Origin of the sequence: Oxynema mangrovii CENA135 (assembly GCF_016632315.1) — a bacterium.
Taxonomy (GTDB): Bacteria; Cyanobacteriota; Cyanobacteriia; order Cyanobacteriales; family Laspinemataceae; genus Oxynema; species Oxynema aestuarii.
In genome coordinates this window covers 1,246,379-1,267,293 of the sequence record NZ_JAEOXH010000002.1, presented here as the reverse complement: position 1 = coordinate 1,267,293, position 20,915 = coordinate 1,246,379, and the positions used below count along the sequence as shown (strand labels likewise).

At 49.4% G+C, this 20,915-nt stretch carries 20 protein-coding genes; 9 read left to right on the top strand and 11 right to left on the bottom strand.

Features of this window, described 5'->3' with window-relative positions; all coding sequences use genetic code 11:
- Positions 1–12 precede the first annotated feature (12 nt).
- A complete protein-coding gene (gene trmD, locus JJD41_RS19110; RefSeq protein ID WP_200669269.1) occupies positions 13–732 on the bottom strand; it encodes a tRNA (guanosine(37)-N1)-methyltransferase TrmD in 720 nt (239 codons plus the stop codon).
- 11 nt (positions 733–743) lie between these two features.
- On the bottom strand, positions 744–950 hold the full coding sequence (locus tag JJD41_RS19105) for a hypothetical protein (RefSeq protein WP_200669068.1): 207 nt from the start codon (positions 948–950) through the stop codon (positions 744–746).
- A gap of 599 nt (positions 951–1,549) precedes the next feature.
- On the opposite strand from JJD41_RS19105, the gene JJD41_RS19100 reads away from it, so the two are divergent.
- The 4 genes from JJD41_RS19100 (at position 1,550) to JJD41_RS19085 (ending at position 6,851) form a co-directional block, all read left to right on the top strand.
- The gene (locus JJD41_RS19100) at positions 1,550–2,413 is read left to right on the top strand and encodes a cyanophycinase (RefSeq protein WP_200669067.1); all 864 of its coding nucleotides are present in this window, start codon (positions 1,550–1,552) and stop codon (positions 2,411–2,413) included.
- 356 nt (positions 2,414–2,769) lie between these two features.
- Positions 2,770–5,481 carry a cyanophycin synthetase gene (gene cphA, locus JJD41_RS19095; RefSeq protein ID WP_200669066.1) on the top strand — a complete coding sequence of 904 codons (2,712 nt, stop codon included), beginning with the start codon at positions 2,770–2,772 and terminating at the stop codon, positions 5,479–5,481.
- Between the two features lie 211 nt (positions 5,482–5,692).
- On the top strand, positions 5,693–6,430 hold the full coding sequence (locus JJD41_RS19090) for a phycocyanobilin:ferredoxin oxidoreductase (protein WP_200669268.1): 738 nt from the start codon (positions 5,693–5,695) through the stop codon (positions 6,428–6,430).
- Between the two features lie 142 nt (positions 6,431–6,572).
- A complete protein-coding gene (locus JJD41_RS19085) occupies positions 6,573–6,851 on the top strand; it encodes an acylphosphatase (protein WP_200669065.1) in 279 nt (92 codons plus the stop codon).
- Between the two features lie 39 nt (positions 6,852–6,890).
- On the opposite strand, the gene JJD41_RS19080 is transcribed toward JJD41_RS19085, so the two are convergent.
- Both JJD41_RS19080 and JJD41_RS19075 read right to left on the bottom strand, forming a co-directional pair.
- Positions 6,891–7,694 carry a pentapeptide repeat-containing protein gene (locus tag JJD41_RS19080; protein WP_200669267.1) on the bottom strand — a complete coding sequence of 268 codons (804 nt, stop codon included), beginning with the start codon at positions 7,692–7,694 and terminating at the stop codon, positions 6,891–6,893.
- Between the two features lie 635 nt (positions 7,695–8,329).
- A complete protein-coding gene (locus JJD41_RS19075; protein ID WP_200669064.1) occupies positions 8,330–8,815 on the bottom strand; it encodes a hypothetical protein in 486 nt (161 codons plus the stop codon).
- 176 nt (positions 8,816–8,991) lie between these two features.
- Between JJD41_RS19075 and JJD41_RS19070 the strand changes: the two genes are divergently transcribed.
- A complete protein-coding gene (locus JJD41_RS19070; RefSeq protein WP_168568112.1) occupies positions 8,992–9,132 on the top strand; it encodes a hypothetical protein in 141 nt (46 codons plus the stop codon).
- A gap of 162 nt (positions 9,133–9,294) precedes the next feature.
- Here the strand turns inward: JJD41_RS19070 and JJD41_RS19065 are convergent, their stop codons facing one another.
- The 3 genes from JJD41_RS19065 to JJD41_RS19055 all read right to left on the bottom strand — a co-directional run bounded on the left by JJD41_RS19065 (position 9,295) and on the right by JJD41_RS19055 (position 11,847).
- On the bottom strand, positions 9,295–10,476 hold the full coding sequence (locus JJD41_RS19065) for a damage-control phosphatase ARMT1 family protein (protein ID WP_200669063.1): 1,182 nt from the start codon (positions 10,474–10,476) through the stop codon (positions 9,295–9,297).
- Between the two features lie 72 nt (positions 10,477–10,548).
- The gene (locus JJD41_RS19060) at positions 10,549–11,043 is read right to left on the bottom strand and encodes an MEKHLA domain-containing protein (protein WP_200669062.1); all 495 of its coding nucleotides are present in this window, start codon (positions 11,041–11,043) and stop codon (positions 10,549–10,551) included.
- A gap of 18 nt (positions 11,044–11,061) precedes the next feature.
- Positions 11,062–11,847 carry a class II aldolase/adducin family protein gene (locus tag JJD41_RS19055; protein ID WP_200669061.1) on the bottom strand — a complete coding sequence of 262 codons (786 nt, stop codon included), beginning with the start codon at positions 11,845–11,847 and terminating at the stop codon, positions 11,062–11,064.
- Positions 11,848–11,944: 97 nt separating this feature from the next.
- Here JJD41_RS19055 and JJD41_RS19050 point away from each other — a divergent pair, with 97 nt between their 5' ends.
- Both JJD41_RS19050 and JJD41_RS19045 read left to right on the top strand, forming a co-directional pair.
- Positions 11,945–12,604, top strand: coding sequence for a VOC family protein (locus JJD41_RS19050; protein WP_200669060.1), 660 nt, complete (start codon positions 11,945–11,947; stop codon positions 12,602–12,604).
- 277 nt (positions 12,605–12,881) lie between these two features.
- Complete coding sequence (locus JJD41_RS19045; RefSeq protein ID WP_200669059.1) at positions 12,882–13,256, top strand: rhodanese-like domain-containing protein; 375 nt, start codon at positions 12,882–12,884, stop codon at positions 13,254–13,256.
- A 12-nt stretch (positions 13,257–13,268) separates the two neighbouring features.
- Here JJD41_RS19045 and JJD41_RS19040 read toward each other — a convergent pair whose 3' ends face one another.
- Positions 13,269–13,898 carry a ribonuclease H-like domain-containing protein gene (locus JJD41_RS19040; protein WP_200669058.1) on the bottom strand — a complete coding sequence of 210 codons (630 nt, stop codon included), beginning with the start codon at positions 13,896–13,898 and terminating at the stop codon, positions 13,269–13,271.
- A gap of 351 nt (positions 13,899–14,249) precedes the next feature.
- Between JJD41_RS19040 and JJD41_RS19035 the strand changes: the two genes are divergently transcribed.
- Entirely contained in the window at positions 14,250–15,803 is a 1,554-nt protein-coding gene (locus JJD41_RS19035) for a hypothetical protein (RefSeq protein ID WP_200669057.1), read from the top strand.
- A gap of 24 nt (positions 15,804–15,827) precedes the next feature.
- On the top strand, positions 15,828–16,289 hold the full coding sequence (locus tag JJD41_RS19030; RefSeq protein WP_200669056.1) for a hypothetical protein: 462 nt from the start codon (positions 15,828–15,830) through the stop codon (positions 16,287–16,289).
- Positions 16,290–16,321: 32 nt separating this feature from the next.
- Here JJD41_RS19030 and JJD41_RS19025 read toward each other — a convergent pair whose 3' ends face one another.
- The 3 genes from JJD41_RS19025 to JJD41_RS19015 form a co-directional block, all read right to left on the bottom strand.
- Positions 16,322–17,353 (bottom strand): hypothetical protein, encoded by a 1,032-nt coding sequence (locus tag JJD41_RS19025; protein ID WP_234488918.1) that lies wholly within the window; start codon positions 17,351–17,353, stop codon positions 16,322–16,324.
- 8 nt (positions 17,354–17,361) lie between these two features.
- Complete coding sequence (locus JJD41_RS19020; RefSeq protein ID WP_200669054.1) at positions 17,362–18,324, bottom strand: TRAFAC clade GTPase domain-containing protein; 963 nt, start codon at positions 18,322–18,324, stop codon at positions 17,362–17,364.
- A gap of 159 nt (positions 18,325–18,483) precedes the next feature.
- Positions 18,484–20,655: a dynamin family protein gene (locus JJD41_RS19015; RefSeq protein WP_200669053.1), complete on the bottom strand. Its 2,172-nt coding sequence runs from the start codon at positions 20,653–20,655 to the stop codon at positions 18,484–18,486.
- Between the last annotated feature and the right edge of the window lie 260 nt (positions 20,656–20,915).

Below are 20,915 nucleotides of genomic sequence, written 5' to 3'. Positions count from 1 at the left end.
TCACCTTCTGTCTTAGCCTATTTCAGGGGATTCGTCATGGGAATCGCTACTCAATTGCCACTGTTGGAGTAAGTCCGGGCGCCGTTGGCGGGTGCGTTCGATTTGTTGTTGGCGGCGCCAGTGCGCGATCGCGCCGTGATTGCCGGAAAGCAGGACTTCGGGAACTTTGAGGCCGCGAAATTCGGCGGGACGGGTGTAGTGGGGATAGTCGAGCAAGCCGTCCTCGAAACTGTCGGCGGCGACGGATTCGCGTTTGCCGACAGTTCCCGGTTGCAAGCGGACGACGCCATCGATGAGGGCCAGGGCGGGGATTTCACCTCCGGTGAGGACGAAATCGCCTAAGGAGACTTCTCGGGTGACCAGGTGCATGACTCGTTCGTCTACGCCTTCGTAGCGCCCGCAAATTACAACGAGTTGGTCGTAATCGGCGCTTAGTTGGCGAAATAAGCCTTGGGTCATCGGTTGACCTTGGGGGGTCATGAGGATAATTTCGCGCCGTTGTAAGACGGGTAAAGACTCGATCGCGGCGAAAATGGGTTCGGGTTTCATGACCATGCCGACGCCGCCGCCATAGGGTTCGTCATCGACTTTACGATGCTTGTCGGTGGTGAAATCCCGAGGGTTGACGAGGTTGATGTGGGCGATTTGTTTGGCTAAGGCTTTACCGAGCAACCCAGTGTGTAGCGGTCCGGCGAACAGTTCTGGGAAGAGGGTAATGACATCAATACGCACGAGAGTTTGGGTCAATTTTGGCTAAAACTGTAACGAAAATTTAACATATTCAGGGGGCGATCGCCGGGGAAGGGGGGCATCGTCGGTTTTCGATCGAGGCGATCGCCGGGGTCGGCGCAATCGCGGTGGGAGAGGAAGGAATTGAGGGGATTGAGGGGATCGAGGAGAAACCATGACGGACTCCGCGGGGCGATCGCGGAGCAGCCGGAGGGACTCAACTAGGTCAACATTTGCTGAAATAGGTAACATTCGTTGCCAGAATCTGGCATGATAAAACATTGTCGCAAATGCGTTCCGTTCTCCGAGAGGTGGAGGGAGCGCGCTGAATTGAGCCGTTGTTCTATGTTAGGATAACGGAGGTTTTAAGCCCCAATGGAGTGACTTGTGAGGTTTGAAATTTGTTGAGTTAAAAACTGAGACTCCTCGAATCGAAAAACCTGCACGAGAGCCACCCAAGAGGTACGAAAGACCTCGATAGAAACCGATGCTATTGGAATGAATAGCACCGCCGAGAAAAACCGAACCTTTTCAATCCAAAACTGTAAGGCGGGGCGCGGTTCGACAGTACAAAAGTAAGTCGGTGGAGACCGGGACGGGGGAAGCGAATGAATCGAACTAAAAATTTGCACGGCGGTGTCAGCACCCCGCTCTGAAGATTTACGTAACGCGGGAACCCAACCGGACTCCCACTTGTGGGGCGATCGCCCCAGCCGAAACGGCTCTGGGCGGTCGAGCGATCGACGGAACCGCTACGCCGGGTTGCCGGGCGGACAAGAGTCGCAGTTCATTAAACTCACGGCCTATAGCAATATCATCCATGCAGCAGTTAGAATCACAATCCCTTCAACCGAAGATCCCCCAACCGCTAAAAAATACTGTCATGGTGATTGGCGGAGCAGAAGACAAAGTGCATGGCCGCGAGATCCTGCACACGTTTTTCGGTCGTGCGGGGGGAGTGGATGCGCGGATTGCCATCATCCCTTGTGCCTCGCGCGAACCGTCGGCGATCGGCGATCGCTACCGCACGATCTTCGCGGACATGGGCGCCAAAGCCATCGAGCTGCTCGATATCCGAGAACGATCCCAGGGAGAAGATCCCCGATGGCAAGAGTATCTAGAAGAGTCCACCGGGGTATTCATGACCGGGGGGGATCAATTGCGCTTATGCGCTCTGTTGGCGGACACCCCGCTCATGGAAAAAATCCGGATGAAAGTGCGCGAAGGCAAAATTACCCTGGCGGGAACCAGTGCGGGTGCGGCGGTGATGGGCCATCACATGATTGCCGGGGGGGGAAGTGGCGAGTCACCCAACCGTTCCTTAGTCGATATGGCGACGGGCTTAGGAATTCTGCCGGATGTGATTGTGGACCAGCATTTTCACAACCGCAATCGCATGGCGCGGCTGCTTTCGGCGATCGCCTGCCACCCGGATCGCCTCGGGGTGGGGATCGATGAAGATACGTGCGCGATGTTTGAAAGTGACGGCACCCTCCAAGTGATGGGGAAAGGAACGGTGAATATCGTCGATCCCGGCGATATGTTCTACACCAACGAATCGCAGGTGGCGGCGAGCGATCCGCTCAGTCTTTACAACCTGCGGGTTCACATTCTCTGTCACGGCGATCGCTACGACCTTCGCCAGCGCACGATCGTACATCCCCAATCGCGACCGACCCCCTAACGCCCCATCCACCCGCCCCATGGTTCCACCCGTCCGCTCCTATCCTCCGTCCGCTCCAGGCGATCGCGCGGGGGATTTGAGCCTCGTGATGTCAAGGTTCGCGGTCTCAAATCCCACCGAGGTCAATGTTGTCAATTTTTTACCCGGATCGGAACGCTCGTGTCCTTCGCGATCGCCTCGCCCCCCAGTTCGAGACATCGGTTCGAGCATCGAAGATCGGCGGCGATCGCCATCCAATCCGAACGTAAACCGCACGAATTGTTCGCTGCGAACAGTCTGACCCGTTTTCCAACTCAGAAACTAGATACAGTCCCTCCATTGCTTCTAACAACAGCGCATCACCCTCGGGGAGAGTTATGAAAATACTCAGAATTCAAACATTACGGGGTCCCAACTACTGGAGTATTCGACGCCACAAACTCATTGTCATGCGCCTCGATTTAGAGGACTTAGCCGAGAAACCGTCGAACACGATTTCGGGTTTTTACGACGGTCTCACGGAAGTTCTGCCGAGTTTGGTCGAACACTACTGCTCCCCAGGTTGTCGGGGGGGCTTCCTCACCCGAGTGCGCGAAGGGACGATGATGGGCCACATTGTCGAACATGTCGCCCTCGAACTACAAGAACTCGTCGGCATGGAAGTCGGTTTCGGTCGTACCCGCGAAACGTCCACCCCGGGAGTTTACCAAGTCGTGTTTGAATACCGCGACGAACGGGCGGGTCGGTATGCGGCGCGGGCTGCGGTGCGGTTGTGCCGCAGTATCGTCGATACCGGACATTATCCCGAAAGCGAAATTCAACAAGACCTCGAAGACCTCAAAGATTTGTGGGCTCAGGCTGCCCTCGGACCGAGTACGGAAACCCTGGTCAACGAGGCGGAAGCGCGGGGGATTCCCTGGTTCCCCTTGAGCGCCCGGGCGATGATTCAGTTGGGATACGGAGTGCATCAAAAACGGATCCAAGCGACCCTCACCGATCGCAGTAGCATCCTCGGGGTCGAACTGGCGTGCGATAAGGAAGGGACGAAGCAGATCTTGCTCGATTCCGGGATTCCGGTTCCGCGAGGCACGGTGATTCACTATCTCGACGAACTCCAAGGGGCGATCGACGAGGTCGGCGGCTACCCGATCGTGATCAAACCTCTCGACGGCAACCACGGACGGGGGATCACCATCGATATCGATTCCTGGAAAGATGCGGAAGCGGCTTACGACGCGGCGAGTGCGGCCTCGAAAACCCGCACGGTAATCGTCGAGCGCTTCTACAAAGGGCGCGACCACCGCGTGTTAGTGGTCAACGGTAAACTGGTCGCCGTGGCAGAACGAGTCCCCGCGCACGTGGTCGGGGACGGGCGATCGACCATTCAAGAACTGATCGACGAAACCAATCGCGACCCCAATCGCGGCGAAGGTCACGATAACGTCCTCACCCGGCTGCAGGTAGACCGTACCACCTGGAGTCTACTCGATCGCAAAGGCTACACCCTGGAAACTATTCTCGAAGAAGGGGAAATCTTTTACCTGCGATCGACCGCCAACCTCAGTACGGGGGGCATCGCGATCGATCGCACCGACGAAATCCATCCCGAAAATCTCTGGATCGCCCAACGGGTCGCCAAAATTATCGGCCTTGACATTTGCGGCATCGATGTGGTAACGGAAGACATTTCCCGACCCCTGCGCGAAACCGATGGCGTGATTGTCGAAGTCAACGCCGCCCCGGGCTTCCGGATGCACGTCTGTCCCAGCCGGGGCCTGCCGCGCAATGTCGCCGCCCCGGTGTTCGACATGCTCTTCCCGGATAACGCCCCTACCCGCGTCCCGATCTTGGCGGTGACCGGAACCAACGGCAAAACCACCACGACGCGCCTGCTCGCCCATATCGTCAAACAGACCGGGCAAACCGTCGGCTACACCACGACGGACGGCACTTATATCGGCGATTTCCTCGTGGAGAAAGGGGACAACACCGGACCGCAAAGTGCGGAACTGATTCTCAAAGATCCCACCGTCGAAGTTGCGGTTTTAGAAACGGCCCGAGGGGGGATCCTGCGTTCCGGCTTGGCGTTCGAGCGCTGCGATGTGGGTATGGTCTTAAATGTGGCCGCCGACCACCTCGGGATCGGCGATATCGATACGATCGAACAAATGGCCAACCTCAAAGCCGTACTGGTGGAAGCGGTCGCCCCCAAAGGCTACGCGATCCTCAATGCGGACGATCCCCGGGTGGCGGCAATGGCGAATAAGATTAAATGCAAGGTCGCTTACTTCTCGATGGATCCCGACAGTGAGGTGATTCGCGAACATACCGCTAAAGGCGGATTGGCGGCGATCTACGAAAACGGCTACCTGTCAATTCGCGAGGGCGATTGGACGACGCGGATCGAGGAGGCGGTGAACGTTCCCCTGACCATGGGCGCTCGGGCGCCGTTTATGATTGCCAACGCCCTGGCGGCGTCTCTGGCGGCGTTCGCCCACGGGGTGGAAGTCGAACAGATTCGCGCTGGGTTGGGTACGTTCCAAGCGTCGGTGAGTCAGACCCCGGGACGGATGAATTTGTTTAATTTGGGCAGCTATCACGCCCTGGTAGACTACGCTCACAATCCGGCGAGTTACGAAGCGTTGGCGGGGTTCGTGCGCAACTGGCCCGGAGAACGGATCGGGGTGGTCGGCGGACCGGGCGATCGCCGCGATGAAGATTTCGTCACCTTGGGCCGTCTGTCGGCGGAAATGTTCGATCGCATTATCGTCAAAGAAGATGACGATACCCGAGGACGTCCCCGTGGCGATGCGGCGGATTTGATCGTGCGCGGGATCGAATCGGCGAACCGAGAGGCCCGTTTCGAGTCGATCCTCGACGAGTCGGAGGCGATCGAAATTGCTCTGGATGAGGCCAGTTCTGGCAGCTTGGTGGTGATTCTCCCAGAAAGCGTCAGTCGCGCCATTCGGGCGATCGAAGCACGCAAACCGATCGGGGAAGAGTCATTTAGTAAAAATGGTAAAGCTTCCTTGAGTCCGAAATCGGCTGAGTCGTCTTCCTCGGAGGAATACAGCCGTTCGAGTCTTTGAGCTTGACCGGGGCTTGAGTGAGCGATCGTTGAAAGTAATGTAGGGATCGATCTCGGAGGCGCCCGTCTTGGGTGCCTCCATTTGTTATGTGTTGGTTGATTTGTTGTTGAATGTTGGGTCGCGTCCCGCCGCCCTTTATAATCGGTCATGGAGGAAGGGCGATCGCCCCATCGGTCCGCCACCGGGCATCCAACTTAAAGGGAAAACTACCGTGACCAGCACTTCTACCCCATCACTACGACTCGAACAACACGACTTGATTCGCCAACTCGCCGACACGATCGAGGGCGTGTGGCAGGAATATTTAGATTTATCTCCCTATCCTTTAGCGGAAGACTTGGGATACGTTGAAGGTCGGTTAGAAGGGGAGAAGCTAGTCATTGAAAATAAATGCTATCAAACCCGCGAGTTTCGCAAACTGCATTTAGAACTGGCAAAAGTCGGCAACAGCCTCGATATTTTGCATTGCGTGATGTTTCCCCGTCCCGAATACGATTTACCGATGTTCGGCACCGATTTAGTGGGCGGACGCGGGCAAATTAGCGCGGCGATCGCCGATTTATCTCCGATCGCCGATCCCCAGTTACCGGACGCCTATCGCGAGGCGATCGCCGCTTTAACTCCCGCCGAGTTTTCGCAAGTGCGCGACTTACCCCAATGGGGTCATATTTTTTCCGAATATTGTTTATTTATCCGTCCCGACGGTCGGGAAGAAGAAACGCAATTTCTCGATCGCGTCAAAAGCTTTTTAGAAATTCACGCCCAAGTGGCGATCGCCACGCCGCCCACCCCAGACAAAAAAGCGCAAATCCTCAAAGGTCAGCATAACTACTGCACCCACCAACAGCAAAACGACAAAACCCGTCGCGTTCTCGAAAAAGCTTTTGGCCCCGATTGGGCGGATCATTATATGACCACGGTGTTGTTTGATTTGCCCTCTGAGGCGTAAGTAAAAACTCAACCGTCCAAAATGCCCAGGGCGGGTATCGATCCGCCCCAGGGAAGTCGGAAGCTTTCCCATTCCTTCAATCTAAAATCTAAACTCACCCATCTAAAATTACCCATCTAAACTCTAAACTCTAACATCCCTAATGTCCGAAACCATTTGCACTCGCTTACTCATTTCCGGTCGCGTCCAAGGCGTCGGTTACCGCTTTTCTACCGTTCGTCAAGCGGAGAAACTCGGGGTGGTCGGTTGGGTTCGCAACTTGCCAAGTGGTCAAGTGGAAGCGGTTGTAGAGGGCGATCGCCCTCAAGTCGAACAGATGATAAGTTGGTGCGAACGCGGACCCGGTGGGGCGATCGTCGATCGCGTCGAAGTCGAATCTCGCCCGCCAGAAGGATTCGCCAGCTTTCAAGTGCGCTATTGAGTAGGGGCAATTTGCCATCGCCCCTACGGGCGAATCGGTTTAAGGCATTCCCGGACGGGGTAACGCCAATCCCCCCGGAGTTCCCGGATAAGTCCCCGCTTGAGAAAAGGTAATGTACGGCGAACCTGCTTGGTGTGCGTGAGTCCCGTGGTGGTCGTGATAGTGAATTGGCATCGGGTTGTCCCGGTACAGACCGATCGCCCCATCCAGTTTGGCATGAGCGAGATTGGCCCCGGCTAAATTGGCTCCGGTCAGGTTGGCCCCGCTTAAATTGGCATTGAACAAATTCGCATTTCTCAAATCGGCCCCGTTGAGAGACGCATTGCTCAAATCCGTCCCCACCAGGCGACAGTCACTTAAATCGGCATTGGAAAGGTTGGCGCCGATTAATTGTGCGTGACCGATATTCGCCCCGGCTAAATGTACGCCACTCATATTGGCATGATTGAGCTGGGCGCCGATCGCGTTCACCCCTTGCATTTCGGCGCCACTGAGGTTCGCTTCGCACAGATTGGCATTCACGCAATTGGCATAACTGAGATCGCCTCCACTGAGATCGGCATTTTGCAGCTTGGCTTCAAATAAATTAATACTTTTGGCATCTAAACCGCTCAAGTCGGCGTTATTCAAATCTGCCGCTACCAAATTGGCAAAACTCAAGTCAGCCCCGCTTAAATTGGCATGGCTGAGATTGGAACGATTGAGGTTGGCAAATAATAACTTGGCCCCACTCAAATCCGCTTTACTTAAATTGAAGCGTCCCAAGTTCGCATCGTTGAGATTGCCTCCCTGGCATTGTTTCGTTTCCAGTAGGCGTTTGATATGGGCGTTATTGCCGGAAATGTGATTTTTTAGATAAGGGTTATTGGCAAACATCTGGGTTAAGTTCCCGCACTAATCGATTGAGCTAAGTTTAAGCCAAGATCGGTTGCTTATGGCAGATCGAGAAAGGTTTGGAGCTTCTCCAAGCAAGTCCATCAAACGAGATGTCTTTGTTTTAGCAAATCGACGCCAAAAATTCTTCAATTTCATCGGAATTCGTGCGGCGCTCGATCGCGACCGTTACGGGGTCGAGACCCGCAGGGCGATCTCCCGTCAATAATTTTTCTTGACAAATCCCCTATCGATGGCACTTGAAAACAGGAATTGTTGCTGGCTCGGTCTAATTGACACTCAATTCTTTGATGGCTGCTCTTAGAAAAGATCGAGGACGAAAAGCGATCGGCGATCGCCGTGCCAGTTCCTTCGATTATCGCGATTATCTGGCGATCGCCTCGTGTTTCGGGCGCGGGTAAGTGTATGGAGTTGCGCCTCACCTACCCATTGTTACCGTTAGAATACACCCTTTACTGGCTGCGAGTTTGTAAGGAAAACTCGATATTTCTTGACGTGGCTTAAAGACGCTAATGATTCTACCACAAAAAAATCAGATGTCCAATATTTAAACTATTGTTTAAACCCTGCTTTCCCCAGCTTGTTTAGCGGTCTAACAGCAAATAATGAACCGTACCGCCCAAACTCAACCCCACCAGGGCCACAAAGGCTAAAATCAAAAAATCCTGCCAAGGACGAAACAAACCTGTTTGCAAGTCGAGACGGGCGATACAGGCGGCGACGACCAAAATCAGCCCTTGGGAGGACACCTCAATCCACGACAGCAAGACCACGGAGAAAAACGCCCCAGACATCACGGTAACGAAGGCGCGCAAATCCGATCGCAGCCACCGGACTAAGAACGTGCGAATTAACGACCACGGCGCCGCCAAAGCTTCGGCGATCGATAAAATAAACGCCGAGATCGCCAGCCAAACCCACCATTCCGAGTGAGAGTCTGAGAGGGTCCACCCCAAATTAAAATAGGTCAGCAACATCAAAGCCAGGGAAAAGCGAGGCAGTTTTTTGAGGAAAAACATTGCAGGCGAGTCCGAGGACAGGTCGGCGATCGCGCGATCGCCCGAGGACAAGAGATCGAAGCCGCAAAACGCTCCTTTTACCTCTTTTTAGCAAAAGTTTAGCCTTTTGCGACTCGTTGAGACCCATTGGATGAGAGGCGATCGCCGCCGATCGAAATAATTTTGCCAACCTTCCGGATTGTCGCACGTCGCGGCGCACTTTAAAAACAGTGATTTGTGAATAACCAATGAGTAAAACTAATCCCCGCGATAATAGTGCGAATCAACAAAACTCTAACAAAGGGACTCCCGGAACGAATCGCCAATACGATCGCGGTCAGGGAAATCGCGGGAAGCAGATGAACCCGAATCAAAAAGGAAAACGCTAGAAAAAGCGCGATCGCCTTCGATCTGCTGCCATTTTCCCTAAAATAGCACTTTCTAACCGACGCGGTACGTCTCCCGCAGACTTCCTCAATTTTTGGGAACGTCAACACGGGGATGTATCGCCTCCACCTTTCAAAAGCGATCGGCGAACATCGATCTTTCTCCTATGCTTTCACACTAAGCTGAATGACCCCCCGTTGTCCGTTCGTCATCCATTTCGGATCCTCTTTTTGTAACCATTCCGCTTGTCCCGGTTGCAACCCACAAGCGAGTTCGGCTTTCATCGTTCGCAACGCTAAAATAGAGGTTGGAAAATCACCGATAATTTCGGAAAAAGGAGTGGTAAACGACCAATAACGATCGCCCAACAATCGCCGATAGTTCGCATCGCCTTTAACGATAACTAAATTAGAATTAGCCAAATTTTTACGTAAATCTGACGGCATTTCCCACCACGCCAGAGGCGAAGTCCAGAAGAAATGATGCCGGAGAGACAAGCGATCGCGATCGAGATGACCTTGCAGGCGATCGCCCACCATTTTTATCTCTAAATCGCTATGATTTTTTAAATAGTTAACCGTATCGATCGCATCTTTTACCATGGCATCGGAAACAAATGTGGGGTGAGATTTCCCATGAATGAAAACCTGCTGGCTGAGACCGGAAGTTAACAAGAAATCGGCAAAACAGAGATCGCAGAATAACTCAAATCCAGCATTATCGACAATAAAATCGACGCGATCTCCCCTTTTTTGCAATAAATCTACCGTGCGATCGCTGTCATCCGCTAAAATGCGGTGTTTCTCCTGTTCCGACTCGCTAATCGAGCGATCGCCATGTTCGGCGGGCCACAAACTCAAATCGACGCGATTGCCCCACAAACTGGCATGAATGAGGGCGATCGTTTGCACGCGATCGACATCTTTGAGACTACGATTGAGTTTTTGACTCAACACCTGAATAGAACTGTGCGATCGTTCCAATCCTAACTTTTTTTGTAATAAATACGGATCGATTTGTAAACGAAAGTAATCGATCGCCTCGATAATGCGTCGGTAAAAATAAGTTTCGGCAAAAAACCAGGGAACCTCCAACCAACTTTGACCGAGATAAGGTTGAATATAGTTGTGCCAATCCGTCGCATCTCTAGAGTTCGTATCGAGGAGATATCGAATAGTGCCTTGAGGAATCTCTGCCGCTAATTTTTCCAAATTACTGACAATTTCCGGCGAAAACTCGTTTTCTAGAATAATTTTAAGACAGATTTCGCTCAAGCGTCGGGCGACGGTATCGTAAGCCCAAGAATCTCGGCGATCGCACGCTTTTATCGGAGGTGGATAGGACATTAGAAATTGTAGAGTTTAGAGTGTAGAGTTTAGATTGAAAAATTTAGGCATTGGCGATCGGGTTCTGGATGTTTACTCATTACAGTTTTCGTCGATAAATGTCCAATGGGGAAAGGTCGCTGCTTGTCCGCAATAGCGATCGGTTTCATCGTGGAGATTCCAGAGAATGACATCCGAAATAATAAAGCGCTTCCCCGTTCGTGAAATCCGAACTCCGCGATAATTGGTAATATAACCGCATTGATTGGCTTGGCTTAACAACTGCGAGCGCTCGTCGAGACCACTGGGTTCGACGCATTGCCGCGAAGGCATCCGGGTAAACTCATCCCAGCTAAATTCCCACAATTGCAACCCTTGGCGGTTACCATAATTAAAAATTGGGTCGGTTTCAGTTCCGTGGGAAACCACCACAAAAGGGGCGTCAAACAGCGATCGCGCGATCGCGTCCGGCGACCCTTCTATTTCGAGTAAAGGATATCCCAATTTATCTCGAAAACTCTTTAAAATTAACTGAGTTTGCCGGACAATCGTTTTGTCCGTTTCTGGAAAAGAAATAGAATCACTCATCAATCGTCAATCGTCAATTTATTCGAGTAGATCCGGTTGTTCGCCTACTATTTTCTCGTAAAGAGACTGAAAAGCAAACCACCCCATATAAGGCATTCCCACTTGGGTATAAGTCAAATGGGCAATTTCGGGGCCAATGGGGATCGGGGTTCCCGCCGCTTCCGCGAGTAGTTGTGACTGACAGCAGCGTTCCATCGCGATCAACCACCACGCCGCCTCATCGACGGAGTGACCGACGGTAAGTAAACCGTGATTTCGGAGGATCGCCGCTTTGCAACACCCCAAAGTTCGAGCCAGTCTTTCCCCTTCCCCGGGGTCTAAAACGACTCCGGTATAGTCGTCAAATAAGGCATGATCTTGATAAAACGCGCACGCATCCTGAGTGAGGGGATCGAGGAGTCGCCCGAGGGTTGACCAGGTTTTACCGTACATCGAGTGGGCGTGAGCCGCCGCGACGATCTCGGGACGGGCTTGATGAATTTGCGAGTGAATCGCAAAACCTGCGGCGTTGACGGGCTTGTTTCCTCGGACGACTTCGCCTTGATGGTTGACTAATAATAAGTCGGAAACGCGGATGTGACCGAAGTACATTCCGAAGGGATTGACCCAAAAATGGTCTGGATATTCGGGATCTCGGGTGGTGATATGTCCGGCGACTCCTTCATCAAAACCGAAGCTCGCAAACAGGCGAAATGCCGCAGCTAGCCGTTGTTTGCGGTGTTGGCGTTCGGCGTCGAGGCTGTCGAACTGGGGCGGTTGGGGCATCGGGGTGGTGGAATTGGCGATCGCGGTTGGCGTGGTCATGACGGTTGCCGGGTCGAAAGGTCTAGTTTCAAGGTAACGGGTTCCCTCGAACTCTTCAAAAAAGTTAACATTTAAAGAGGTAGGACGATTGAGCGTCATGGTTTTTTTTCAACAGTCCGAGCGCAACTTAGAAGTGAGCGATCGCTCGCCTTTTGTAGAAGTCGGGGGACGATTGCGATACAAACGGGAGTGCATGACTCCGGAGTATTTCGCCCGATCGCCCTTCACGATTGAATTGTACGGCGATCGCGCGGTGGTGGATCATTTCGTGCTGTCGTTTGCCGATGCTTCTCACTTAAAGCGGTTCGGCGATCGTCTTCGCGAACGAGGCGCCCGCATTGCCGAAGGGCCGGGACAGTGGCCCGATGATTTCTGCCCGGAATTGGATAATTTTCCCGACGATCTGGCGATGTATTTTCTGACTTTATCGATGCCTTCCGGTGGACTTGTCGTTCTCATTGCCCCCCATTGCTCGGGCGATCGCCTCGATCGCGATCGAACCGAGGACGGCGATCGGAGCGTCCCTCACGTGGCTCTGCGCGTCGATAACATCCATATTGCCGCCCGCCACTGGCAAGAAAAAGGCTTTATTCCCCTATCGCCAACCCCTCAAAATGACGGGAATTTATGTCAGTGTTTTTTAAGAAATTGGGCAGGTCAAATTATCGAACTGATCGCGAGAAAAAACGAGGGTCACGAAACATTTTCCTGTAAAAATATACGGGGATTGCGATTGTCTGAAGTAGGTCATACTTAATCGATTTGTACTGATGAGTCAATCATTAGAAATAATATAGCGGTTCTCGCAAAAATGCGATATTTTTTGGTAGATCCATGCTTATCTATCTACCTCACCTATCTGAGAAACGCTATATTCACTTTTTTAAAGATCGCCGCCCGACCCTCGAAAATACCCGATCGCCGCTCCCTCTTTTCTCCCAATTCGTGAATTGAAAAACAGTTTAATGAGAAAAGTTTGCAAATTGTAAAAATTCTTGCTACATTGCGGGAGATGTGATATGAAAAATTGAACGATGAACCCTCTCAGTCGCTTAATTCCCGTCGTTCCCCCGTTGAAAGCGCGATCGCTCGCCTCGGACCTCAAAGCGCGCTTGGATTGGGGCGAACCTGCGCTGACAATCGTAGACGTGCGCGATCGCGACGAGTTCAACGAAGCTCACATTTGCGGCGCCGTCTCCATTCCCCGCGCTCAACTCCTCGATCGCGCCCTGCGCTTTTTAGAATTGACCCGCGACATTTACATCTACGGCACCAGCGACGAAGAAACCGCCCGCGCCGCCGGAGAATTGCGACGGGCTGGCTATCGCAAAGTCTCCGAACTGCGTGGCGGCGTGGCGGCGTGGAAAGCATTCGGATTTCCGATCGAGTCTTCGGCGCGCTGCGTTTAACGGCGCGATCGCCTAATGCTCGAACAGATCTTTGTATTGCAGCAAATCTAAAGACACGAATACCGGGATGCAACTCAAACACTGCTGCGCCAACTCCCAGCGTTCCTCTCGCTGCAACATTTTCATCAACTTCTGCCGAACAGAGAGCAAGTAGCGCACGTCATTCGCCGCATAACTCAGTTGCGCTTCCGAAAGGTTGTCCGCATTCCCCCAATCGGAACTTTGGGCGCTTTTGTCCAGTTCCACCCGTTCTAATTCGAGAACCACATCTTTTAAACCATGACGGGGTGTATAAGTGCGAGCTAACTTGCTGGCAATTTTAGTACAAAATACGGGTTGCACCTCAATCGACAGGTGGTAGCGAAGTGCTGCCACGTCAAAACGGGCGTAGTGAAAGACTTTTACCGTATTTTCGGCTTCCAATAACCGCTTTAAAAAGGGTGCATCTGTCTGCCCTCGGGCGATCCGAACCACCGTGACGCGATCGTGCGGATCGCACAACTGCACCAAACACAAACGATCGCGCTGCGGTAACAATCCCATGGTTTCCGTATCGACGGCGATCGCCTCCGCCTCCAGATACGCATTCAATTGCGCTTCAGTTAAATCGCGATCGCCAACCTGAAAATCTTTTAATGTCATGACCCGGCTTAATTCTCCTCCTCTAAAGCTCGCAAAATGCGGGCGATATATTGCTACCGCTAGGTTAATGTAAAGTCAGTGACTCACTCTCTGGGAATTCGATTTCGGCAGTAGATAACAACCCTTTAGCTTCGAGCAATCCCTCGATGGTGTCAACTCTTTCGCGCAATCCACATCGATCCGACGTTTTCCTTTGGCTTGATTCGAGGACATTTTCGATCTTCTGTCAAACTAAGCCTCACTGCTCGATCGCCCGCCCCCTCGAAGCGATCGCCGCCCGGGACGATCGCAAGATTGAGGACGGGGTAGACTCGGGTTAGAATTTAACCGTCACGACGAAAGCGATCGCCCATGTCTGAACTCTTTCAAGTAGAAACCGATTGGTTGCTCGATCGGGGCGATCGCCGCGATTGCCTCCGCTTCACCCAAGAGGGCAGCCATTTTAGCGCCTATTCCTGCGATCGTGAGCCACCATCGCGATTTTCCGGCCAAATTCTCCAGGGACGCGGCGTTACCCTCATCCACAGTCTCGAAGTCAGCGCCGGAAACGACTACTGCGCGGTCTACGCGGGCAAACTCACTTCAGATAAAGTTTTTCAAGGAAAATGGCACGACAGCGCGGGCGATCGCGGCAGTTTCGAGTTATTTATCGCACAACCGATTAAACAAGCGCCACCGGATTCCCCGCCGCGCGATCGCTTCAACCGACCGATTTTCGATCTCAGTGGCGATCGCCCCCTTTCAGCCGAGGGTTCTCGATCCCTAGCCCTCCCCGATCTCTACGTTTGGGAACCCGCCGCCTCCCCCAGTCGCCCGCATTTGAGCCACTTACACTACGATCGAGACACCGGGTTTTATCAAACTGCGAAAACCGTCGATCTGTTAGCCGAACTGCCTCCCGATGAATCGCGAGACGACTTCGCGGAAAGTGAGGTTTTCGAGTTCGACGGACAAATTGTCATTACTTTGAAACCGACTCACATCGACCGAGAAGATCCCCGCCGCCCTTATTTATGGCTCGGCGATCGCACTTTATCTCGGTTATGGCCTTTTTACTTTAAGGCGATCGGTGCCGTCGCCGTCAAGGATGAGACCCTTTTGCTCGCCACCGATGGCGGTTTACTCTGTGTGGACGATCGCCTCAATCCCGTCGGTTGGCTCGATTTAGGGAGTCCCGCAGGCGATCTCCATTCCCCTCAAGATTGCCAAAATTCCCAGCAGATCTTGATTCGTGAGGGCGTGGCTTACCTCCTCGATAACGTCGTCGAACCCGCATATATCTTTCGGATTGACGTGGGAGATCCGGCCAACCTGAAAGTGCGATCGCGCGATCGGATTGATGGCACCGATCGGCAGTTAAGCGCACAATGGCTCGATTTCAACGCCGATCGCTGGTTTGTCGTGCAGAACTACCGCACTCCATACGACTCTGGAACCAATGTTCTCGGCTTTCCCCTGCTCCCCTCCGAGGAAGAATGGGCGATCGAGCTGACGGAGTTAGATCGCGATCGCTGGCGTGAGAGCGGCGATCCCCGAGGAATCGAGGTATTTGCCCTCACATCTGGCGATCGTCCGTGGGCTTTAACAACCCATACTGACGGTACGATCTGGCTGTCCCGTACCGATTCTTGGATCGAAGCTGGCGCAACAATTTCCGTTCGAGCTGCTTTTCTTGACATCGCTCAATTAAGTGGAAATCTCGAACCCAGGGGGGCGATCGCCGTTGTTGGCGAAACGATCTTTCTCGCGTTAAAACAAGGTGACAGCGCCCGTTTAGCGGTATTTAGCTTCACTCAAAATACTCCCGAACTCTTGCTCGTTCAAAACATTCCTTCAACGCAGTTTAGCGCGATCGCTACTCCCCAAAAAATAACAACTTTTCCCTTCTTAACACCCAACATTTAACCTTTATTAGATTGTAGAAAAATCATGAGTGATTCTCCTGAAATCCCCAGACGACGCCGCCGCCGAGCCTCTAGCGAGCCCTCGAACCGGAGCGCAACTCCCGACCAACCGATCGCCTTACCAGAATCGATGGTTAAAGGGACAGCGCGATCGACGGTTGGGAAAAAACAACGTCCGATTTTTTCCAGAAATCAAATCTGGCAAATCCAACGCTTGGGACGCTCTTATTTCCTCCAATTAGACTCCTTACTGACGGGAACGGGAAACTATTTTTCCGGTCACTATCTTCAACTAGACAATCCCAGTATTTTTGAAGGTGAAATTGTCACGGAAAATGATGTGGCGATCGTGCGTTTCATTCAAAAAACCCCCGGTAACGAATATTATGCCGTTCACGTAGGCAACTTGATAACTGACCAACAGATTGAGGGCGATTGGTACGATACCGCGAACAATGTCGGTGAATTTATTTTAAAACTGTGTTAGCTACGGGGAGGGTGAGCCAACTTTTGCCCACCCTACTGTTGAAGGATTTGGGGATATTTCTTTTCTAAATTATTTACTTCATTTTGCAAATTTTTGTATATTCCTATTAATTCTTTTTCAAAGTCTTTATAAAAATCGAGAGTTTCTTGTTCCTGGGTAATGTCTCTACGTAATTCATTAAGTTTTTGATTCAATTCTTCTATTTTTAATTCTTTTTTCTCGATTTCATTGGCTAAACTTTTGTTTTTATTATAATTCAGAAAAGCCAAGAAATTGAAAGCCAGAGAAACTACAAGTACCAATGAAATAATTAAATTGACTGAATTATTTTTTTTTGACTTTTTACTGTCCATTGGTAAAACAAATGACACGAAATCATTAATTGGTTTAAAAATATTGAACGATTGAGATTTAGTTTTAGCGACCGGAATCCAATCTTCATCACGACTAATGGTTTCTGACAAGCCTCTCCAGGGATGACGACCCTTAAGAACCCCTTGAGAAAGGGTTTCAGAAACTAACACCAATACATCAGATGAAAACTGTTTTTTAGTTGGTAAAGAGTAAGTTTCTAGTTCCTGAATCAGATCCTTTTTTAGCTCCGTCAGATTCCCGATTTTAGGTATTAAGTTAGTCTGACTCATGGATTGCTTTTGAGGCAGTTTATCCACCAGCTTTTGAGGGACTAATTCCTGAAAGTCAACCTCAAAACCAACATCATTGTTAGTAGAAGAAACAGCTCGATTAACTTTAATGGCTAAATCGCCTCGGAGAGCTTGGATAGCCAAATTTCGTAAAATGTTTTCTTCAGATTCATCACCAACCCACAACACCATATTTTTTATGGGTCGAGTCTGGTTATCTCTACGATTTTCTGACTTTAAACCTGTCACCAATAAAGATAGCTTTCCTTTAAAGCGATGAATAAGCAGTGAAAAATCATCACTATTCACCCGTGCAATAGCGGATGTAATCTCGGGGAGATCGTACACTTCTTCCTGTTTCTGGTTAACCCAGCAATAGCCCTTTGAGACTCCTCGACTTTTAAGATAAATATTCATCATATAATCCTTCACAATTTAAAAAACACTGAACCTTGAACAATCTCTTCACTGCCCGGCTTTGAGAAACACTGAACAGCATTTCTAAGAGATGCATTTTTGCCGAAAAAGTCGAAAATTCTAGCAAATATAGAAGCTTTTCGATTTTCAAAATATAATTTTAGCAAAAAGCGTAATAAATATTTGAGAGGTTTTTCAGTATCTCTAGGTTGATAAGGGTCATTTGGCTGACGTTTACGATAGTGGAAAACTGGTTCTTGATTTTCATTTTCTTCAATTCGTGAAAAAATGACACTCCCAACTGTTTGTACGGGTGTGATGACCACAGCGATTTTTGGTAATAGCTTTTCACTGCCCAATTTACCTAAGATTTGGGAATACTTTTCTCTGACTGTTTTAAATAACTCCGAAGGATTTTCCATATATTTTTCACACTTCACCGGAGCTAAGATCACCAAACGAGGCGAATCCAAGTTTTGATAAACAGTTTTAAAGAGTTCGCTCAATACATCCGGCTTATTAATGTACTCATGATACTTCCCATCTTGTTCCATTAAAGCAGGAGTATCAATGGGAATCAAAACGGCGGCTGATTCTCGAACAAAATTTTTGACTTTTTCAATTGTTTTAGGGTTTGTTAAATCTTCTCCTGGATAATCCTGAAATTTGATTTCTAACGCGGCATAGGTTCCAGTTTCTCCAAATTCAAAATTGAAGGCTCCATCTTCCTTCGTTGGTTCCACCTTATTTTCATCTCTGATGACAATACTATCCCCGGCTAAACTCTTGAGTTCGTCGAGGCGATAATCTAAAACTGATTTAGTGCCATCATCAGCTTTAAGCTGTAAATCGTAGCTAACCTTATCAAATTGATCGTACATTGCTGCCAGTAGGCTAGTTTTGCCAACTCCACTCGGACCGAGCATCGTCACATTTAATACTGGGAGTTTGCTACTTTTCCAAAAAAAATTCATAGACTCGGATAGCTGTCGTCAATTTACAAAATTACAGTAGTTTGAGTCTTCAGGATTTAGGGAGATCGACCGAATTTATTTTATCCCGATGATTGCGGATACGAACGAATGACACCGTATTTCCAGAAGACCCGTTAGTTTTTCGTCCAGTTTTATGATTTAGAGTTTCTGCAATGCATCCTCCAAATGATTAATTTTACGCTTAACAGAATCTAGATTTTGTAACCATTCTTGACGAGCATTGACTTGGTTTTGTAGCTTTTCAAAATCGCCCCAAATTTGAGCTTTATTCTTCCTTAGAAAACGCCTCCATTCTTTTTCAGAAGTTTCAGATCGTAAAACTCGATCTATAAACTCTTCAACAATAGCAAAAGATGCTTGATTGGGTTCTGACAAAAATCCATTTAAGGATATTTTGCAGTCATAAACGGTCGATTGATAGAGTTCCTTTAGTGATTCCAAAAGATCCTCCCCATTGGCTCCTACTTTTAGCTTTGCTGTTTTGTCAGGAGTTAGGGTTTCTAATTTTGAACGGATTCGATGTTGAATTAAGCCTCGATAAGAAAGATTGAATTCTGATAAGATTTCAAACGCCTTCTTGATTTCCTTATGTTCTGCTGGAATTTGTTCGGTGACGCTTTGTAAAAACTCTGGCCCCTCAGCATCACTCAGTCCTCTTAAACCGCAGTCTTCTATTAAAACTTTAACAATTTCAAGTTTTGTATTCTCAATGGTTTTCTTTAGACCAATGTCAATATCCAGGAAACGACGCGATAAATCAGTTCTTAACTCTCTTTGATATTCTGCATAGGTACTATCATAAGAGCCGAGTTTATTCCTTCGGTATTCAATCGATTCGAGACTTGGAAGAGTAACATTTTGTTCACAATCCTCAATTACTGTGTCTATTTGTGACTTGAGGTTTTCATCCGGGCGATCTTTGTTTGCTATCAGTCGATCTTGTAATTTCGTCAATTCATTTGCGATCTTGCCCCAAAAATCTTCAAATAAATCCTCATATTTTTCTTGAATCTTATCATCATCTATAGTGGGTAAAGCCTCTTGAGCAATTTTGAGTTGCTCCTTGAGTGTTGTTAAGCTTGCCTCTAAATCGCGAATTTTTTCTTGGGTGTAACTACGATCCAATTCCGTGACGTTCTCTCGCAAGTTATCCAATACAGTTTGCAGCACTTTGCTGTTCGCTTCTTCTGGGGATGAACAGTCTGCAATTACACAATCTAATACTGGAATTTTAATCGTCTTGGAGTCGAGATCTGCTTTGCTCAAACGACAATTTTCTTGATTCTCGCCATTGGAATCGGCATTAAGAACAAAGATAGAACGAGCCGACAAATTATTTAAAGCTTTATTAGCAAGATTGTACAATTCTGTATCACTCTGCTGAAAGTTGGCTCGATCTTTAGAAGGTTTAAGAACAAATAGGATAAAATCAACTTCTTGGCCGAGGGCTTCGATGACAAGACTTTCGTCTCCTAAACGAAAATCTCCTAAGCCGGGGACATCGACTAGAGCGATGGATCCTATTTCATGGGAAGGGAAAGGACATGTAATTTTAACTTTTTTAACTGCAAGACACTCGTGGTTAATCAGTTTATAATCTTCATCATATGTTTGGGCAACATAATTGGAAATTTGTGACTGTTCTTGAACCGTTAAAGATCCTTTACCTAAGTATTCCTGATATTTTTTGGCGTTACTGTGATAATCATCTTTTAAACGTTGATAAATGTTGATCTGGGTTTGGTCGCTATTTGTAGGTAGATCGGGAAGATCTTGAACAGCAAAGGCTTCAAAAGAAGGTGGCTTGGGCGTTAAATGTAGTTTTTCGTAGTAGGGAATAATCACTTCTTTTAAAAAGGAGTCCTTATCGTGGAATTCAATTTCAGCCGTCGTGATGCTACCTTCTTTATGCAAGATGGTACTACGGGCTGCAGTACAAGCTTTCCCTGACGATGATGGAATAACTTCGTTTTTAAGTCCGGTTAAACTTTGTAAGAGGGTACTTTTACCCTGCCCCATGCGGCCAATGACTCCAATATTTAGAGTATTTCGAGAAAATCTCTTTTGGAGGGGGTGAAGTGAAGCGAGTCCTTGTTGGATCCGATCGCTCAAATTGAGAAAACTCAATTGTTGTAGTTTTGACTCGGTGCTGGAGTCTTCAGCCCAATGTGTGAGCTGCTGTTGCCGTTGTTGCTCCAGTTGATGGATTGAATTATATAAGTTTTCTAAATGAGTATCTATTTCTCCGAGTTTTTGGGCTAGGGGTTGGCGCTGGGCAACGATCGCTTGGATTTCCTGAGCCTTACTCATATGCAAATGTACTTATAGGGGTGGATGCACTTTTCTAGGATTATAGCGGAAGAGGACAAAAAATTATCGTCTCGCTCGATACTTGTTTTTTTGGGCGGCGGCGGACATAGGCGAGGTATCGCTGAATGCATGAAGAGAGGAACAGTCTAAAGCACTTGTCACTTCCCGAGTGGGTTATAGGGGCGAAAATTGGTGGCTCCCTAGACTGTTCCCATTATGCCGATCGAATGCCGATTTAGAGGTTAACTTTTATGTTCTCA

Bases quoted from the DNA above. Each gene is read 5' to 3' on its own strand.
- JJD41_RS19100 (WP_200669067.1), top strand. From the start codon at position 1,550: ATGCAGCAGTTAGAATCACAATCCCTTCAACCGAAGATCCCCCAACCG.
- cphA (WP_200669066.1), top strand. From the start codon at position 2,770: ATGAAAATACTCAGAATTCAAACATTACGGGGTCCCAACTACTGGAGT.
- JJD41_RS19085 (WP_200669065.1), top strand. From the start codon at position 6,573: ATGTCCGAAACCATTTGCACTCGCTTACTCATTTCCGGTCGCGTCCAA.
- JJD41_RS19070 (WP_168568112.1), top strand. From the start codon at position 8,992: ATGAGTAAAACTAATCCCCGCGATAATAGTGCGAATCAACAAAACTCT.
- JJD41_RS19065 (WP_200669063.1), bottom strand. From the start codon at position 10,476: ATGTCCTATCCACCTCCGATAAAAGCGTGCGATCGCCGAGATTCTTGG.
- JJD41_RS19060 (WP_200669062.1), bottom strand. From the start codon at position 11,043: ATGAGTGATTCTATTTCTTTTCCAGAAACGGACAAAACGATTGTCCGG.
- JJD41_RS19055 (WP_200669061.1), bottom strand. From the start codon at position 11,847: ATGACCACGCCAACCGCGATCGCCAATTCCACCACCCCGATGCCCCAA.
- JJD41_RS19050 (WP_200669060.1), top strand. From the start codon at position 11,945: ATGGTTTTTTTTCAACAGTCCGAGCGCAACTTAGAAGTGAGCGATCGC.
- JJD41_RS19045 (WP_200669059.1), top strand. From the start codon at position 12,882: ATGAACCCTCTCAGTCGCTTAATTCCCGTCGTTCCCCCGTTGAAAGCG.
- JJD41_RS19040 (WP_200669058.1), bottom strand. From the start codon at position 13,898: ATGACATTAAAAGATTTTCAGGTTGGCGATCGCGATTTAACTGAAGCG.
- JJD41_RS19035 (WP_200669057.1), top strand. From the start codon at position 14,250: ATGTCTGAACTCTTTCAAGTAGAAACCGATTGGTTGCTCGATCGGGGC.
- JJD41_RS19030 (WP_200669056.1), top strand. From the start codon at position 15,828: ATGAGTGATTCTCCTGAAATCCCCAGACGACGCCGCCGCCGAGCCTCT.
- JJD41_RS19025 (WP_234488918.1), bottom strand. From the start codon at position 17,353: ATGATGAATATTTATCTTAAAAGTCGAGGAGTCTCAAAGGGCTATTGC.
- JJD41_RS19020 (WP_200669054.1), bottom strand. From the start codon at position 18,324: ATGAATTTTTTTTGGAAAAGTAGCAAACTCCCAGTATTAAATGTGACG.
- JJD41_RS19015 (WP_200669053.1), bottom strand. From the start codon at position 20,655: ATGAGTAAGGCTCAGGAAATCCAAGCGATCGTTGCCCAGCGCCAACCC.